We start from the raw sequence: 16,153 nt of genomic DNA, 5'->3' as shown, positions 1-16,153 counted from the left end.
CTCACCTCAAGTCTAAGTCCATTGTTGACATAACTAAGGGCCCCGCCTCGGGGCCCCATATAAAAAAAGCCAAGAAAATCCAACCTTTACTTCAAATGAGAGCAGCAGTTATGAACTTGAAACATTCTCTGTTAGCCATTGCCATGTCTACCGTTTTCGCCGGTCCCGCACTTGCAGCCGATGCTGCCAGGCAAGCGGTGGTCGACGCCCTCGCCAGCAACCTCGTCGTCAAGTACGAAGTCGTCACCAATGACGGTGCCGGCGCCGGTCTTGATTGCCAGGCGCTGGGCTCCGAGTGGGCGAGCTGCGGCGTTGCCAAGCTGCACCTGACCAATACCGGTGCCGACGTCACCTCCAAGGACTGGAGCATCTATGTCTCCTCCATCCGCCGCATCCAGCGGGTGGACAACGACCAGTTCACCATCACCCACCTGACCGGCGACCTCTATCGTTTGACGCCGACCGAGAAGTTCCAGGGCTTTGCCAAGGACGCCACGGTCGAGGTGCCCCTGGTGGTGGAATACTGGGTATTGTTCGAATCTGACATCATGCCGAACTGGTATGTCGCCAGTGAAGGGGCCGAGCCGAAAGTGCTGGCCAGCATGAGCAACATCGACGATGCCAGCACCTACGAGAAGCCGATGCCTGCCGATGGCTGGAAGCGCACCAAGGATGACAACAACATCCTGATGAACAGCGAGACCCGTTTCGCCGCGAACCAGACCAGCACCCTGCTGCCTGCCGGCAAGATTGACGACCGCATCCTGCCAAGCCCCATGAAGCAGGTGGTCAAGGCCGGCCCGCAAATCGACTTCTCCACCATCAAGCTCAATGCCCTTGACCTGCCGAGCGATCGCGCCGAGGCCCTGAAGGCGCAACTGACCAAGCTGGGTGTTACCCTCTCCGACACCGGCTACCCGGTCACCATCAAGCTCGGCAGCAAGCTCAAGCAGGCCGAAGGCTACGACATGACCATCGGCAAGAAGGGCACCGTCATTCAGGGGCACGACGTTGACGGCGCCTTCTGGGGCGCCCAGTCTCTGATCTCTCTGCTGGGGGTTGACGACAAGCTGGTGAGCCAGATGAGCGTCGAGGATGCGCCGCGCTTTGAATACCGTGGCATGCAGACCGACGTGGCCCGTCACTTCAGAAGCCCGGAGACCATGAAGAAGCTGGTGGATCAGATGTCCGCCATGAAGCTCAACGTGCTGCACCTGGGGCTGACCAACGATGAAGGCTGGCGTCTGGAGATCCCGGGCCTGCCGGAGCTGACCGACGTCGGCAGCCAGCGTTGCCATGACGAGTCCGAAACCAAGTGCCTGATGCCGCAGCTTGGCTCCGGCCCCACCAGCGACAACCAGGGCTCCGGTTTCTACAGCAAGGCGGACTACATCGACCTGGTGCGTTACGCCAAGGCCCGCGGTGTGACCGTGATCCCCGAGATCAACATGCCGGCCCACGCCCGTGCCGCCGTGGTCTCCATGGAGGCACGCTACAAGCGTCTGATGAGCGAGGGCAAAGAAGCCGAGGCCAACCAGTTCCGTCTGACTGACCCGGCCGATACCTCCAACGTCACCTCGGTACAGTTCTACGACAAGATGTCCTTCATCAACCCCTGCCAGCCGGGTGCCGCCACCTTCGTGGCCAAGGTGATGGACGAAGTGGCCCAGATGCACCAGGCCGCCGGCCAGCCGCTGACCGCCTGGCACTACGGTGGTGACGAGGCGAAGAACATCATGCAGGGCGGTGGTTACCAGGATCCGGCCGTCACCAAGAAAGAAGACCTGGTGGCCTGGAAGGGCAACGTCGACTCCAGCAAGCAGGACAAGCCGTTCGGCAAGTCCCCCATGTGCCAGAAGATGATCGACGATGGCAAGATCAAGGACGTGGCCGAGCTGCCGGTCTACTTTGCCAAGGAAGTGAGCGAGATGGTCAAGGGCCACGGCTTCTCCACCCTGCAGGCGTGGGAAGATGGCCTGAAGTACGCCACGGATGCCAGCGTATTCGCCACCGACAAGACCCGGGTCAACTTCTGGGAAACCCTCTACTGGGGTGGTTTCAACGAGGCGATGAAGTGGGCGCACAAGGGCTATGACGTGGTGCTCTCCAACCCGGATTACCTCTACTTCGACTTCCCGAACGAGGTACACCCTGCCGAGCGCGGCTACTACTGGGCAACCCGCTTCAACGACACCCGCAAGGTGTTCGCCTTCGCCCCGGAAAACCTGCCGCAGAACGCCGAGACCTCGGTTGACCGCGACGGCAACGCCTTCGTGGCCAAGGGTGACCAGGATCCGGTCAAGTTCAAGGGGATCTCCGGTCAGCAGTGGAGTGAAACCGTGCGCACCGATGCCCAGTACGAATACATGGTCTATCCGCGCATCTTCTCCGTGGCCGAGCGCGCCTGGCACAAGGGCGGCTTCGAGCTCGATTACGTGAAGGGTCGCGAGTTCTCCGGCACCACCAAGCATGTCAACAAGGCCACCCTGAACAAGGAGTGGAACCAGTTTGCCAACGTGCTGGGTCAGCGCGTGCTGCCGAAACTGGACCAGGCCGGGGTGGAATATCGCCTCTCCGTACCGGGTGCCAAGGTGGTGAACGGTGTGCTGGAAGCGAATGTGGATCTGCCGGGTCTGCCCATCCAGTACAGCCTGGATGGCAAGAGCTGGAGCGCCTACGACGCTGCCGCCAAGCCGACCGTGGATGGCAAGGTCTACCTGCGTACCACCAGCTTCGATGGCAAGCGCACCAGCCGCGTCACCGAGCTGAACTGATAGCTAGCCTTCAATCCATAACGCAAGGTGGGTCGCAAGACCCGCCTTTCCCAAGGTCGATGGCCATCGGGTTTGGGAAAGGTTGACTCTGCGTGTGAACCTTTGTTGTGTGTGTTTTGTCTGTTTTTCATCACTTGAGACCCCGCCCCGTGCGGGGCTTTTTTTGACCAGGATCTCTGCAATTTCTCTCGTTTCGCCGTTTTTGGTGCGCCAATGACCCGAATTGGCCAAATTCAGGTTGAGGCAGGGCGCGTAATGAGGGATCATACCCGGCTTGACGGCGGGGGTATGAGGGTGCCAGCCGGCACAACGTCCGCCAGTGACGCATTTTTGAGGTGAGCCATGAGTCAGGCGAACAGCCCAACTAACTTTATTCGTCAGATCATTGATGAAGATCTGGCCAGCGGTAAGCACAGCAGCGTGCATACCCGTTTCCCGCCGGAGCCGAACGGTTATCTCCATATCGGCCACGCCAAATCCATCTGCCTGAACTTCGGCATCGCCCGCGACTATCAGGGTCAGTGCAACCTGCGTTTCGATGACACCAACCCGGCGAAGGAAGACATCGAGTTCGTGGAGTCCATCAAGCAGGACGTCCAGTGGCTGGGCTTCCAGTGGAGCGGCGAGATCTGCTACTCCTCCGACTATTTCCACAAGCTGCACGGCTATGCCATCGAGCTCATCGAGAAGGGACTGGCCTATGTGGACGAGCTCTCCCCGGAGCAGATGCGCGAATACCGCGGCACCCTGACTGCCCCTGGCAAGAACAGCCCGTTCCGCGATCGCAGCGTGGAAGAGAACCTTGCCCTGTTCGCCAAGATGAAGAACGGTGAGATGGCCGAAGGCTCCGCCTGCCTGCGCGCCAAGATCGACATGGCATCCCCCTTCATGGTGATGCGCGATCCCGTCATCTATCGCATCAAGTTTGCCCACCACCACCAGACCGGTGACGAGTGGTGCATCTACCCGATGTATGACTTCACCCACTGCATCTCGGACGCCCTGGAGGGGATCACCCACTCCCTGTGTACCCTGGAGTTCCAGGACAACCGTCGCCTGTATGACTGGGTGCTGGACAACATCAGCATCGACTGTCACCCCCGTCAGTACGAGTTCTCCCGTCTGAACCTCGAATACACCGTCATGTCCAAGCGCAAGCTGAACCTGCTGGTGACCGAGGGGCACGTGAACGGCTGGGATGATCCGCGCATGCTGACCGTCTCCGGTCTGCGCCGCCGTGGTTACACCCCGGCCTCCATCCGCGAGTTCTGCAAGCGCATCGGTGTGACCAAGCAGGACAACATCGTCGAGATGAGCATGCTGGAAGCCTGCATCCGCGACGATCTCAACGAGAACGCCCCGCGCGCCATGGCCGTGCTGCACCCGGTGAAGGTGGTGATCGAGAACCTGGCGGCGGACGAGGTGCTGACGGCGCCTGCGCACCCGAACAAGCCGGAGATGGGGACCCGTGAGCTGCATTTCTCCCGCGAAATCTTCATCGACGAGGCGGACTTCAAAGAGGAAGCCAACAAGCAGTTCAAGCGGCTGGTGCTGGGCAAGGAAGTGCGCCTGCGCAACGCCTACGTCATCAAGGCCGAACGGGTCGAGAAGGATGCCGACGGCAAGGTCACCTGCATCTACTGCTCTTACGACCCCGAGACCCTGGGCAAGGATCCGGCGGACGGCCGCAAGGTGAAAGGGGTGATCCACTGGGTCAGCGCCACTCACTCCCTGCCGGCCGAAGTGCGTCTCTATGACCGTCTGTTCAAGGTGCCGAACCCGGGCGCCGAGGATGACTTCGAAGCGGCCCTGAATCCGGAATCCCTGGTGATCATCGAAGGGGCCCGGGTGGAGGCTTCCCTGAAGGATGCCAAGCCGGAGTTTGCCTACCAGTTCGAGCGTGAAGGTTACTTCTGCGCCGACAACAAGCTCTCCAGCGCCGAGCACCTGGTGTTCAACCGCACCGTGGCCCTGCGTGACGTCTGGGGCAAGGCCGAGGCCTGATAGAAGAGGGCAGGGGAGACCCTGCCGCTTCTGGTCCGGATTGCGGACACAAAAAAGCCAGCATCATGCTGGCTTTTTTATTGCGCCGACCCGGCCGAATCAATCGTCGTGCTTGCAGTCACCGTTGGCGCAGTGGCCATACAGGTAAAGGCTGTGGTTGGTCAGGCGGATGTTGTGCGCCTTGGCGATGTCGCGCTGGCGCTGTTCGATCACCTCGTCGGAGAACTCGATCACCTTGCCGCAGTCGAGGCAGACCAGGTGGTCGTGGTGCTCCTGGGTGGCGAGCTCGAACACCGACTTGCCCCCTTCGAAATGGTGACGGGTGACGATACCGGCATCATCAAACTGGTTGAGAACGCGATAAACGGTAGCGAGACCAATCTCCTCGCCCTGATCGATCAGCCGTTTGTACAGATCTTCCGCACTGGTGTGCTGGCAGTCCGGCTGTTGCAGGATTTCCAGGATCTTGACACGGGGCAAGGTGATCTTGAGCCCGGCCTTTTTTAACGCTTGGTTGTTGTCTGCCATTTCTATTTATTCGCATTCTCGAAGGTGTGGTTATTCTGATTGACTGCCGCTGTAATGGCAACCACGAACTCGCTTGGCCTGTCATTATAGGTCGTAGCCAAGTTAAAAATAAACCCAGCAATTCAAGGGCTTTAGCTCATCAAGCCCATCATGGGAATATTCAGGTCCGCTTGCTCGACCAGAGAATGTTGATACTATGTGACTTCTTTATAGTCTGGTCGGATGAGATCCATGGATTGGCTTTTCGGCAATGCCGCTTGGGTGCGCTGCGCCCTCAACGCCTGGCCCCCCTTCTGGGGCGCAGGCATCAAGATAGAAACCCTGAGCCCCGATTTCCGCTTCTGCCGGGTCACTCTCAAGTCCCGCTGGTGGAACAAGAATGCCAACCGGACCCAGTTCGGCGGCAGCATGTTCGCCATGACGGATCCCATCTACCCGTTGATGCTGATGGGCTATTTCAAGAACCGCTACTACGTGTGGGACAAGGCGGGCAGCATCAATTTCATCAAGCCGGGCAAGGGCAAACTGGTGGCGGAGTTCACCCTGAGCGACGCCAAGCTGGCATCGATCGTGGCGGCGACCGAGGGGGGAGAGAAGCACTTTCCCGAGTTCGAGGTGCAGGTGCAGGATGGCCAGGGCGAGCTGGTGGCCCAGGTGAAGCGCACCCTCTATGTCAGATCCAAGCCCCAGCACAGGGGGGGCTGAATGCCTGCTGCAGATGCAACAAGGGCCCCGTCGGGGCCCTTGTTGCATGAAGAGGGAGGGAGATCAGATCACTCCAGCTCGCCCAGGCACATCTCTTCGTGCAGCTGTTTGCACCAGCCCTTGACGCGCTCTGCAGTCAGCTCGGGTTGGCGATCTTCGTCGATGCCCAGGCCCACGAAGTGCTTGTCATCCACCAGTGCCTTGGAGGCTTCGAACTCGTAGCTCGCGGTCGGCCAGTGGCCGATGATGATGGCGCCCTTGGCTTCGACGATGTCACGCAGGGTGCCCATGGCGTCGAGGAAGTACTCGGCATAGTCTTCCTGATCGCCGCATCCGAAGATGGCCACCAGCTTGTTGTTGAAGTCGATCTCTTCGAGTTCGGGGAAGAAGTCGTCCCAATCGGCCTGGGCTTCGCCGTAGTACCAAGTCGGGATGCCGAACATCAGCAGATCGAAGCTGTCGATGTCGGCCTTGCTGCTCTTGGCAATGTCACGGACTTCAATCAGTTGTTTGCCCAGTTCTTTCTGGATCATCTTGGCGACAGCTTCGGTATTACCGGTATCGCTGCCGAAAAACAGACCTACACTAGCCATAGTGTTTCGTTACCCGTATCTGGTGTTGATGCTTGACGGTTCAGATTGCGATGCCTGCTGCATGAGCAGACTCGATCTGTTGCTTCAGGATAGATTGGATCAGCTCGGCTCGGCTGACGTTCTGTTGCAGCGCAAGTTGGTTCAGGCGCTCCAGCAACTCGGCTTCCACCTTTAACTCGACCCGTTTCAGCCCGTTCTCACGATCGCGCTTGAGCTGGTTGCGCTTGTTGATCTTGAGCTGGGTCTCGCGGGGGAGTGGATTGGTCTTTGGCCTGCCGGGGCGCTTCTCAGTTGCGAACAGATCCAGTGTTGTTCGATCAGTTTGCTGTTTGGCCATACATCACAGATGAAAAGTAGTTAGCCGATCCCTGAGCCTTCCCAGCCCATTTCGATCAGCCCCTTGGCGACAAAACCCGCGCAACCCAGAAACAGCACCAGCCAGACGATGAAGCGGCCGAAGCGGGGCACATTGCCCCGTTTGAGCACGTCCTGAATGGCCAGACCAATCAGCAGGAAGATGGCCACGAAGAACAGTTTCAGGCCCAGACTCTCGATGAGATCGATGTGTTCACTCAGCATGGATTGCGCGCACTCCTTAAGACGGGCGCACTATATCACAAAGGATTTGAAACTGTTAACCGCCTGTCGACAGGAAATCCACAACCAGTTTGTTGAACAAAACCGGCTTTTCCGCGTGCAACCAGTGGCCGGTGCCGGCGATGACGCGGGCCCTGGCGGCCGGGAACTGGGCCATCGCGGCCCCGGTGTATTCGGGCAGCATATAGTCGGAGTCGCCCCCCTTGATGAAGAGTGTCGCGCCTTCGAAGCGGCGTTCATCGTCGGGCCAGCCCATGATGTTGGCGTAGTTGCGCTCAAGGGCCGGCACGTTGAAACGCCACCCCCATCCAGACTCCCCTTTGGCGAAGGACTTGAGCAGGAACTGGCGCACCCCGGCGATCTCGATGTGCTCGGCCAGCATGGCTTCCGCCTCGCTGCGGCTCTGGGGGGGCGTGGCCAGCGTGGCATTGAGCCCAGCAAACACGTTCTTGTGGCGGGCGTGGGGATAGGCCACCGGGGCGATGTCCGCCACCACCAGCTTGCTGACCCTGTGAGGGGCCTGCTTGGCGACCTGCATGGCGACCTTGCCCCCCATGGAGTGACCCACCAGGGCCACCTGTTCAAGTCCAAGATGGTCCAGCAGGGCCAGGATGTCCGCCGCCTGGGCCGGGTAGCTCATCTCGTCCGAGTGAAAGGAGGCGCCGTGATTGCGTAGATCGACGCTGATGACCCGGTATTGTTCGCTGAGGGGGCGTGCCAGCAGGCCGAGGTTGTCCAGGCTGCCAAAGAGGCCATGGATCAGCACGACAGTCGGGCCTTCGCCCTGATCCTTGAAGTTCAATCGTGGGTATTGTTGCAAAATGACACCTTATCGGTCGTGGGCTCTATCGCCATAATTTTTAACACACTGAAAGAAAAGGATTTCATTCCTGATGGGGGGATTTTTTTGTGGTTTTTTTTCAAAAATATCGCCCCGGGATCGGCTATCAGTGCGGGGGATCACACACTTGGCCCGTCATTATGCCGTATTCTCAAGGAGATTCATGCACATCTGTCCGCCCCTTGCTTGGGCTGCCGGGTCTGCCTATGTATAATCGCCGCATCCGAATTTCGACGAGTCCAGCGCATCCCTATGAAAACCATCGAGCTTGATGACGATCTCTACTTCTTTATCGCGAGCCAGACCCGGCACATCGGCGAGAGTGCGTCCGATATCCTGCGTCGCCTGCTGGAGCAACCCGCCCAGGCTGGCACGGCAACCGTGGCGGCCGCGCCTGCGATGCAACCGCAACCCGTGGCCGATGCCATGGGGCTGGAGGCACTGCTGGATTCTGGCGAGCTGCAGAAAGAAGAGAAGTCCATCAACCGCTTCATGCTGGTATTGAGCACCCTCTATCGGGACAACCCGGAAGGCTTCACCCAGGCGACCGAGATAAAAGGGCGCAAGCGCGTCTACTTCTCCCGTGACCCGGAAGCGCTGCGTGCCAGTGGCAGCACCACCAAGCCCAAGCCGGTACCGGAGACCCCGTTCTGGGTGATCACCAATACCAATACCAGCCGCAAGCAGAACATGGTGGCCCAGCTCATGAACAGCATGGGTTATGACGAGGATCTGACGGCTCGGGTGTGCGGCGCCGTTTAACCCATCAATGACTTCAGGCCTTGCCGGGCAAGGCTCAGCTCAAGGAAAACGCCATGGCACAGCATTCCCACGCCGGTCAGCCGGCTCGTCTTTGCGATCTGACCAACATTCCCCGTCTGGTCAGCGCCTACTACCTCAACAAGCCGGACATGAGCCGCCCTGAGCAGCGGGTCGCCTTCGGCACCTCCGGTCACCGCGGCAGCGCCCTGCACAGCGCCTTCACCGAATCCCACATTCTGGCGGTGACCCAGGCGCTGGTGGAGTACCGCCAGCAGGCCGGTATCACGGGGCCGCTGTTCGTCGGCATGGATACCCATGCGCTGTCCGAATCCGCCTTCGCCAGCGCGGTGGAAGTGCTGGCGGCCAACGGTGTCGAGACCCGCATTCAGGCTGGCCTCGGCTTCACGCCGACCCCGGTCATCTCCCATGCCATCCTGCGTCACAACGCAGGCAAACCCGTGGCCCAGGCGGACGGCGTGGTGATCACCCCGTCCCACAACCCGCCGGAAGATGGTGGCTTCAAATACAACCCGCCCCACGGCGGTCCTGCCGAAGGCGAGATCACCAAGTGGGTGGAAGACCGCGCCAACGCGATCCTAGAAGCGGGCCTGGCCGGCGTGAAGCGGATGCCGTTTGCCGAGGCCCTCAAGAGCCCGTTCGTGGTGGAACACGACTATGTCACCCCTTATGTGGATGATCTCGAAAACGTGCTGGATCTGGCCGCCATCAAGCAGGCTGGCATCAAGATCGGCGTGGATCCGCTGGGTGGCTCCGGCGTCGCCTACTGGGACGTCATCGCCAGGCGCTACGGTCTGGACATCGAGGTGGTGAACTACAAGGTCGACCCGACCTTCTCCTTCATGACCCTGGACAAAGACGGCAAGATCCGGATGGACTGTTCCAGCCCGTTCGCCATGGCGAGCCTGATTGCCCTGAAAGACAAGTTCGACATCGCCCTTGGCAATGACCCTGACTACGATCGTCACGGCATCGTCACCAAGGCGGGCCTGATGAATCCGAACCACTATCTGGCGGTGGCCATCCAGTATCTGTTCACCCACAGAACCGGCTGGCCCAAGGGGGCGGCCGTCGGCAAGACGCTGGTCTCCTCTTCCATGATCGACCGGGTAGCCGGCGAGATCGGTCGCACCCTCAAAGAGGTGCCGGTCGGCTTCAAGTGGTTCGTGGACGGTCTCTACAGCGGCGAGTTCGGCTTTGGCGGCGAGGAGAGCGCGGGTGCCTCCTTCCTGCGCAAGGACGGTACCGTCTGGACCACTGACAAGGATGGCTTCATCCTGGCGCTGCTGGCGGCCGAGATCCTGGCGGTGACCGGCAAGGATCCCCAGGCCCACTACGATGCGCTCGAAGCCAGATTCGGCCGCTCCAGCTACCGCCGCATCGATGCCCCGGCCAACAGCGCCCAGAAGGCGGTGCTCTCCAAGCTGGATCCGGCCCTGGTGGAAGCCTCCACCCTGGCTGGCGAGCCCATCCTCGCCAAGCTGACCAAGGCGCCGGGCAACGATGCCGCCATCGGCGGCCTGAAAGTGGTGACCGAGAACGGCTGGTTCGCGGCGCGCCCCTCCGGTACCGAGTCCATCTACAAGATCTACATGGAGAGTTTCAAGGGGGAGGCGCACCTGGACCTCATCCAGCAGGAAGCCCAGCAGATCGTCTCCGCCGCCCTGGCCAAGGCCGGCGTCTGACCCTTACGGCAACAACCCATGTGAAAGAGGAGCCCTGGTGGCTCCTCTTCTTTTTGTGTCGGGTTGACTGCGGATCAGCCGTTGTCGACGCTGCCGGTGGCGGCTTTGCGGTTCTGCCAGCGCTTGAGGAAGGGGCGGGCAGGCAGCTTCATCAGGAAGAGAGAGAGCAGGATGGTGCCGATGCCGAGCCACTGACGGCCATCCAGGGTTTCTCCCACCATCAGCACACCGCAGGAGACCGCCACCATGGGGTTGGTGAGGGCCAGCATCCCCATCACCTCCGGGCCATGGCGTTTGAGTCCCCAGAGCCAGGCCCAGTAGGCCAGAGCCGTATTGAGGATCACCAGCCAGATAAGCCCGGGAGTGGCGTCAGCCCGGGGCAGGGGCATGGGGCCGGCCAGCCACCAGGCCAGCGGGATCAGCATCAGGCCGCCCAGCAGCAGCTGCCAGGCGGTCAGGGCCAGCAGATCGTCCACCGGCCAGCGTTGCATCCAGCGGCTCGACTGGCCGATGAGCAGGGTGGCGAGCAGGGCGCACGCCACGCCGACGGGATCCAGATTGGCAGAGGGATTGAGCAGCAAGAGCACCCCGACGAGCCCCATCACCCCCAGCAACAGCCACTTGAGCGTCGGTCTGACACCGTCTTGCAGCCAGGCCAGCCCCATCAGGATGAGGGGCAGCGTCGCTCCCAACGTACCCGCCACGGCGCCGGGCAGGCGAAACGCCGCCACGAACAGCAGGGCGAAGAAGGCGGTGATGTTGCAAAACGCCAGCAGGAACTGCTTGCTCCAGACGAGAGGCGGTCTGCGGGGATGGAGCAACAGCAGCAGCACCCCGGCGGGGAGGGCGCGCCACACGGCCACCCAGTAGGGGGAGTAGTCGGTCAGGTAGAGACTGACGACGGCATAGGTGCTGCCCCAGAGCAGGGGGGCGAGCAGGGCGATCAGCAGCGGCATGGTTATCTCGCAAAAAAGTATCTTTAAGTAAAGATACATTAGCCGCGAGTTGGTTTATTATCAAGTATCTTCATGTAAAGATAATGGAGCCCGAATGGAGAGTGATCATGTAGATCAGCTGCTGGCCCAGTGGGCCCGGCAGCGCCCGGACCTCGACTGCACCCCCATGGGGGTGCTGGGGCGGGTGGCGCGCATGGCGGCGATCGCCGGGCGCGAAGTGAGCGAGACCCTCAAGGAGTGCGGTCTGCTGGGGTCTGATTTTGATATCCTGGCGACCCTGCGTCGGGCCGGCGAGCCGCTGACCCCGACCGCGCTCTACCAGTCCGCCATGCTGAGTTCAGGGGCTATGACGGCCCGGCTCGACAAGCTGGAGCAGCGTGGTCTGATAAGACGTGAAGCCTCCCCCGATGACAGGCGCAGCCTGCTGGTCTGCCTGACGGAGCCGGGGCGGGAGCTGGTTGACCATGCGGTGGAACAGCACGTGGCGAACGAGCGCCGCCTGCTGGCCCCATTGACCTTGGCCGAACAGGAGCTGCTGGCAGCCCTGCTCAAGCGCTGGTTGTTGGAGAACGAATAGCAAAACGGGCCCATCGGGCCCGTTTTCGTTGGCATTGAGACTGACTCAGTAGCCGCCTCTGGCATCCCTGACGGCAAGGCCAAGCTGCCATACCGCCATGGCGTAGTGGGTGCTGTGGTTGTAGCGGGTGATGGCGTAGAAGTTCGGCAAGCCGTACCAGTACTGGTAACCGGTGCCGACATCCAGACGCAGCAGGCTCGCCTCCTTGTGATTGCCAAGGGAGCCGGTGGGAGCCAGCCCGGCTCCGCGCAGGGTGGCCACCGGGTAGCGGGTCTGGAAGCCGTGCTCGTAGCCGGGCAGCTGACCCTGACCGCGCACCGCCACCGGTTGCCCCTTTTCCCAGCCGTGGGCCTTGAAGTAGTTGGCCACGCTGCCGATGGCATCCACCGGATCCCACAGGTTGGTGTGGCCGTTGCCGTTGAAGTCCACCGCGTAGTTGCGAAAACTCGACGGCATGAACTGGCCGTAGCCCATGGCCCCGGCATAGGAGCCCTTGGGTTCGGTGGGGTCCATCCCCTCATCCCGGGTCATCACCAGGAAGGCTTCCAGCTCGCCGGTGAAGAAGTCGGCGCGGCGCGGGTAGTCAAATGCCAGGGTCGCTAGGGCGTCGAGAATGCGGGTCTTGCCCATCACCCGACCCCAGCGGGTTTCCACCCCGATGATGCCGACGATGATCTCGGGTGGCACCCCGTAGATCTGCTGCGCCCGGTTGAGTTCACTCTCGTATTCACGCCAGAAGTTGACGCCGTTTTGCACGTTGTCCGGGGTGATGAACTTGGCGCGGTAGCGATTCCAGGCGCCGGTCGGGCCGGTGGGCGGTCTGGTGGTGGGGGCCTGGGCGTCCATCAGCTTGATGATCCAGTCATAACGCTCGGCCTGGGCCAGTACCCGGTGCAGCTCGGCGCCGTCGAAACCGTGCTTTTGCACCATCCGCTGCACGAAGTTGTCCACGTTGGAACGATTGGCGAAGTCCCCCTTGCTGACCCCGGGCTGGCTCACCTGTCCGTAGAAGGGTTTGCTCGGCGGCGTCTGGTTGATGAAGGCGCTGTTGGGTTGGGGTTTGACCACGGGCTTGGGCGCCGGCGTGCTGCTGCAGCCGTAGATCAGGGGAAACAGGGAGAGGACACAGACAAGGCGACGCATAGGGTTCTCGTGAGCCTGAAAAAGAGTGCCGTCATGGTAAAACATTGGCGTGCAGGCGCAAGTGCTCCGTGCCGGCGCGTCCCCCCCGGATCCCGTCAGCGCAGGGAGTGGTAGCCGCTCCAGATCCGGGTCAGGGTCGTGATGGCACAGAGCAGGGCAAAACCGTAGGCCAGTGGCACGAAGGCGGCGGGCCAGAGGCACATGAGCACGAAGAGGGCGATGGTTTCGCTCCCCTCGGTGAGCCCGCCCAGATAGTAGAGGGATTTGTGGTGGTAGACGGGGCTCTCGATGCCCCGCTTGCCCGCCATGATGGCAAAGGCCAGAAAGCTCGATCCCGTGCCCATGAAGGCGAACAGCAGAGTGGCGGCGGCCAGGGCGTTGGCCGGGTCGGCGAGGGCAAAGCCCAGCACCACGGCGGCGTAGAAGATGAAATCCAGCGTGATGTCGAGAAACCCGCCGCAGTCGGTGATGCCCATTTCCCGCGCCACGGCGCCATCCAGCCCGTCCAGCAGCCGGTTGAGCAGAATCGCCGCCAACGCCCATTGATAGCAGCCAAAGGCCAGCAGCGGCAGCGCCAGCATGCCGATGAGAAAGCCGGCGAGGCTCACCTGGTTGGCGCTCACCCCGGCCCGGCACAGGGGGCGGGCGAGCGCGGCGAGGGGGCGGCGGATAACCGGGATCAGGTGGCGATCAAACAAGGTGGTGCTCCTCTTCTGGGATGGCTGGGGGGATCAGCTGCAAGATGGTGCCCGGCGCATCCTCTTCGTCGTGGGTCACCAGCAGCGCGGGGATGGCCTGCGTGCGCAGGCGCTCGAACACCAGGGTTCTGAATGCCGCCCGCAGCGGCTTGTCGAGGCGGGAGAAGGGCTCGTCCAGCAGCAATACCCTGGGCTCGGCCAGCAGGGCACGCAGCAGGCTGACGCGGGCTTTCTGGCCACCTGAGAGCGCCCCGGGCAGCTTGTCCGCCTGAGCCTCCAGCCCGACCTCGGCCAGCGCCTCGCGGGCCCGGGTCTGCCTTGCCGCCATCCCCTTGAGATGCGCCGGCATGCCGAACATCAGATTTTCTGCCACCGTCAGGTGGGCAAACAGCAGGTCATCCTGAAACAGGATGCCGACCCCCCTCTCCCGGGGGGGCAGCGGGGTGAGGCGATGTGTGCCGAGCAGGATGTCCCCGGTCAGCCGGATGGGGCCCCCGGGTGGCAGCACTCCCGCCAGGGCTGCTAGCAGGGAGCTCTTGCCACAGCCGCTCGGTCCCATCAGGGTGAGCACCTCGCCCGGGGCCACCCTGAGGGGGGGGAGCGTCAGCAGGGGGGCTCCGTCGAGGAAGAGGGTGAGTGCGGAAGTGTGCAGCATCGGGTCAGGACCTCAGGGCGGGGTTGATGCGCCGCGGCAGCCAGAGCGCCAGGGCATAGATGAAAAGGGGCAGCAGCAGTTGCAGCAGGCCGTAGAGCCCCGCCAGCCGCCGGTTGAGGCCGCTGCCGATGGCCACCGCCTCCGTGGTGATGGTGACGACCCGCCCGCCCCCGAACAGCAGGGTCGGCAGGTATTGGGCCAGGCTCACCGCCGCCCCGACACCGAAGGCGAACAACAGGGGACGGGCGAGCAGGGGGCCCTTGACTCGCCACCAGGCCCCCCAGGGGCTGGCCCCGAGCGTGAGGGCCACCCGGGTGAGGCGCTCGTCGAACTGGCGATAGGGGCCGTGCAGGCAGAGATAGACGTATGGAAAGACGAAGATCAACTGGCTCCAGAGTACCCAGCCAGGGCCTATGCCAGTGAATCCCAGCCCGTCGGTCTGAAGGCGCAATCCAAACAGCAGGCTGGCCTGGGGCAGCAGCAGAGGGAGGCAGACAAGCCAGAGGGTGCGTGTGGCGCGGCGTGCAGGCAACGCCTCGAGGCAGAGCACCGCCAGCAGCAGGGAGAGCGCGGCGCAGAGCAGGGCCAGCCACAGACTCTGCCACAGCAGCGGGCCCAGGCTCGGCAGCAGAGCCAGCCAGTGGTGGCTGCTCCATTCACTCGGCCAGAGGGCGGGAAAGGACCAGCGCCGGGTCAGGGACCAGAGTAGCAGGGCGGCGAGCACCAGCAGATTGGTCAGGAGCAGCCCCCACACGCCGATGCGGGCAATGAGTGCGGGCCAGGGCGAGGCGGGGGCGCGTCGCCCATCCAGCCAGCGTGCCTTGCCGAGGGTGAGGTGGGTCCGCTCCAGCAGCCTGAGGGCGCCAAGCAGCAGCAGGTTGAGGGCGAGCAGCAAGAGGGCGCCACTGGCACTGGCGCCGCGCCAGGCGGGGTCGGCATCCTGATACCAGAGCCAGAGTCGCACCGCCAGGGACGGCGGGGCATCCGGCCCCAGCAGCAGGGCGAGATCCACCACCGCCAGACCATAGGCGGCCACCGCGTAGAGGGGCAGTCGCAGGGCGGGCCAGAGGGCGGGCAGCAGCAGGCGCCACCAGATCCGGGGGGCACTGAAGCCGAGGCTGGCCCCCAGCCACTGCTGGCGCGCCACCTTGGCGGGATCCAGTGCCGCCAGCGCCATCAGCAGCAGGAAGGGAGTCTCCTTGAGGATGAGCACCACGATGAGGCCAAGGCCCCAGGGATCCTTGAGGGTTTGCCAGTCCGGGGGCTGATGGGTGAGGTCAAGCAGGGGGGCGACGAGGCGCAGCAGCCAGCCGGAGGGAGCGATCAGAAAGGCGATGCCAATGGCAAAGGCGACGTGGGGAAGCGCCAGCAGGGGGGAGAGCAGGCGGCGCAGCCAGCGCATCCAGGGACGCCCGTCCCCCTGGGCGAGCAGCAGGACGGTGGCGCCGAGGGCCCCCAGGGTGGAGGCCCCCGCCACCCACAGGCTCAACCCTGCGGAGTGCCAGAGTCCGGGCTGGGGGAGCAAGAGGGATAGATTGGCGGGGGTGAGCCCCTCGATGACCAGCAACAGCAGGCCCCCGGCGAGCGGGATCCCCAGCAGCAAGGCTCCCAGCATCA

The 16,153-nt window shown here is 62.6% G+C and carries 16 protein-coding genes; 6 read left to right on the top strand and 10 right to left on the bottom strand.

Annotated elements, in window-relative coordinates; translation table 11 throughout:
- The first annotated feature begins 110 nt into the window (after positions 1–110).
- Both AB5Y51_RS17610 and glnS read left to right on the top strand, forming a co-directional pair.
- A complete protein-coding gene (locus tag AB5Y51_RS17610; RefSeq protein WP_039039840.1) occupies positions 111–2,774 on the top strand; it encodes a beta-N-acetylhexosaminidase in 2,664 nt (887 codons plus the stop codon).
- A 342-nt stretch (positions 2,775–3,116) separates the two neighbouring features.
- The gene (gene glnS / locus AB5Y51_RS17605; RefSeq protein ID WP_041215537.1) at positions 3,117–4,778 is read left to right on the top strand and encodes a glutamine--tRNA ligase; all 1,662 of its coding nucleotides are present in this window, start codon (positions 3,117–3,119) and stop codon (positions 4,776–4,778) included.
- Positions 4,779–4,877: 99 nt separating this feature from the next.
- On the opposite strand, the gene fur is transcribed toward glnS, so the two are convergent.
- Positions 4,878–5,306 (bottom strand): ferric iron uptake transcriptional regulator, encoded by a 429-nt coding sequence (gene fur, locus AB5Y51_RS17600; RefSeq protein ID WP_010674102.1) that lies wholly within the window; start codon positions 5,304–5,306, stop codon positions 4,878–4,880.
- 231 nt (positions 5,307–5,537) lie between these two features.
- Between fur and AB5Y51_RS17595 the strand changes: the two genes are divergently transcribed.
- On the top strand, positions 5,538–6,011 hold the full coding sequence (locus tag AB5Y51_RS17595; RefSeq protein WP_010674103.1) for a DUF4442 domain-containing protein: 474 nt from the start codon (positions 5,538–5,540) through the stop codon (positions 6,009–6,011).
- A 68-nt stretch (positions 6,012–6,079) separates the two neighbouring features.
- Here AB5Y51_RS17595 and fldA read toward each other — a convergent pair whose 3' ends face one another.
- The 4 genes from fldA to AB5Y51_RS17575 are packed head-to-tail and all read right to left on the bottom strand — an operon-like array spanning position 6,080 to position 8,003.
- Positions 6,080–6,604, bottom strand: a complete 525-nt coding sequence (gene fldA / locus AB5Y51_RS17590; protein ID WP_010674104.1) for a flavodoxin FldA — start codon at positions 6,602–6,604, stop codon at positions 6,080–6,082.
- 40 nt (positions 6,605–6,644) lie between these two features.
- The gene (ybfE, locus tag AB5Y51_RS17585; protein WP_005325670.1) at positions 6,645–6,941 is read right to left on the bottom strand and encodes a LexA regulated protein; all 297 of its coding nucleotides are present in this window, start codon (positions 6,939–6,941) and stop codon (positions 6,645–6,647) included.
- Between the two features lie 20 nt (positions 6,942–6,961).
- On the bottom strand, positions 6,962–7,183 hold the full coding sequence (locus tag AB5Y51_RS17580) for a DUF2788 domain-containing protein (protein WP_010674106.1): 222 nt from the start codon (positions 7,181–7,183) through the stop codon (positions 6,962–6,964).
- A gap of 55 nt (positions 7,184–7,238) precedes the next feature.
- On the bottom strand, positions 7,239–8,003 hold the full coding sequence (locus AB5Y51_RS17575; protein WP_201925366.1) for an alpha/beta fold hydrolase: 765 nt from the start codon (positions 8,001–8,003) through the stop codon (positions 7,239–7,241).
- Between the two features lie 291 nt (positions 8,004–8,294).
- On the opposite strand from AB5Y51_RS17575, the gene seqA reads away from it, so the two are divergent.
- Together seqA and pgm are read left to right on the top strand one after the other, a co-directional pair.
- The gene (seqA, locus tag AB5Y51_RS17570) at positions 8,295–8,804 is read left to right on the top strand and encodes a replication initiation negative regulator SeqA (RefSeq protein ID WP_010674108.1); all 510 of its coding nucleotides are present in this window, start codon (positions 8,295–8,297) and stop codon (positions 8,802–8,804) included.
- A gap of 53 nt (positions 8,805–8,857) precedes the next feature.
- Positions 8,858–10,507, top strand: coding sequence for a phosphoglucomutase (alpha-D-glucose-1,6-bisphosphate-dependent) (pgm, locus tag AB5Y51_RS17565; protein ID WP_010674109.1), 1,650 nt, complete (start codon positions 8,858–8,860; stop codon positions 10,505–10,507).
- Between the two features lie 74 nt (positions 10,508–10,581).
- Here pgm and AB5Y51_RS17560 read toward each other — a convergent pair whose 3' ends face one another.
- Positions 10,582–11,463 carry a DMT family transporter gene (locus AB5Y51_RS17560; protein ID WP_368178840.1) on the bottom strand — a complete coding sequence of 294 codons (882 nt, stop codon included), beginning with the start codon at positions 11,461–11,463 and terminating at the stop codon, positions 10,582–10,584.
- Positions 11,464–11,557: 94 nt separating this feature from the next.
- Here AB5Y51_RS17560 and AB5Y51_RS17555 point away from each other — a divergent pair, with 94 nt between their 5' ends.
- On the top strand, positions 11,558–12,040 hold the full coding sequence (locus AB5Y51_RS17555) for a MarR family winged helix-turn-helix transcriptional regulator (protein ID WP_201924985.1): 483 nt from the start codon (positions 11,558–11,560) through the stop codon (positions 12,038–12,040).
- A gap of 45 nt (positions 12,041–12,085) precedes the next feature.
- Here AB5Y51_RS17555 and mltB read toward each other — a convergent pair whose 3' ends face one another.
- From mltB to AB5Y51_RS17535, 4 genes are all read right to left on the bottom strand, one after another.
- On the bottom strand, positions 12,086–13,183 hold the full coding sequence (gene mltB, locus AB5Y51_RS17550; RefSeq protein WP_045525304.1) for a lytic murein transglycosylase B: 1,098 nt from the start codon (positions 13,181–13,183) through the stop codon (positions 12,086–12,088).
- Positions 13,184–13,278: 95 nt separating this feature from the next.
- Positions 13,279–13,881: a CDP-alcohol phosphatidyltransferase family protein gene (locus tag AB5Y51_RS17545; protein WP_202014268.1), complete on the bottom strand. Its 603-nt coding sequence runs from the start codon at positions 13,879–13,881 to the stop codon at positions 13,279–13,281.
- Positions 13,874–14,536 carry an ATP-binding cassette domain-containing protein gene (locus tag AB5Y51_RS17540; protein WP_368178838.1) on the bottom strand — a complete coding sequence of 221 codons (663 nt, stop codon included), beginning with the start codon at positions 14,534–14,536 and terminating at the stop codon, positions 13,874–13,876. The genes AB5Y51_RS17545 and AB5Y51_RS17540 overlap by 8 nt, the downstream gene beginning before the upstream one ends.
- Before the next feature lie 4 nt (positions 14,537–14,540).
- Entirely contained in the window at positions 14,541–16,151 is a 1,611-nt protein-coding gene (locus tag AB5Y51_RS17535) for an ABC transporter permease (protein WP_368178836.1), read from the bottom strand.
- Between the last annotated feature and the right edge of the window lie 2 nt (positions 16,152–16,153).

The sequence above is a fragment of the Aeromonas sp. R7-1 genome, from assembly GCF_040908115.1.
Lineage (GTDB): Bacteria > Pseudomonadota > Gammaproteobacteria > Enterobacterales > Aeromonadaceae > Aeromonas > Aeromonas caviae.
The sequence above is the reverse complement of the archived record's forward strand: the minus strand, read 5'-3'. Positions and strand labels throughout refer to the sequence as shown.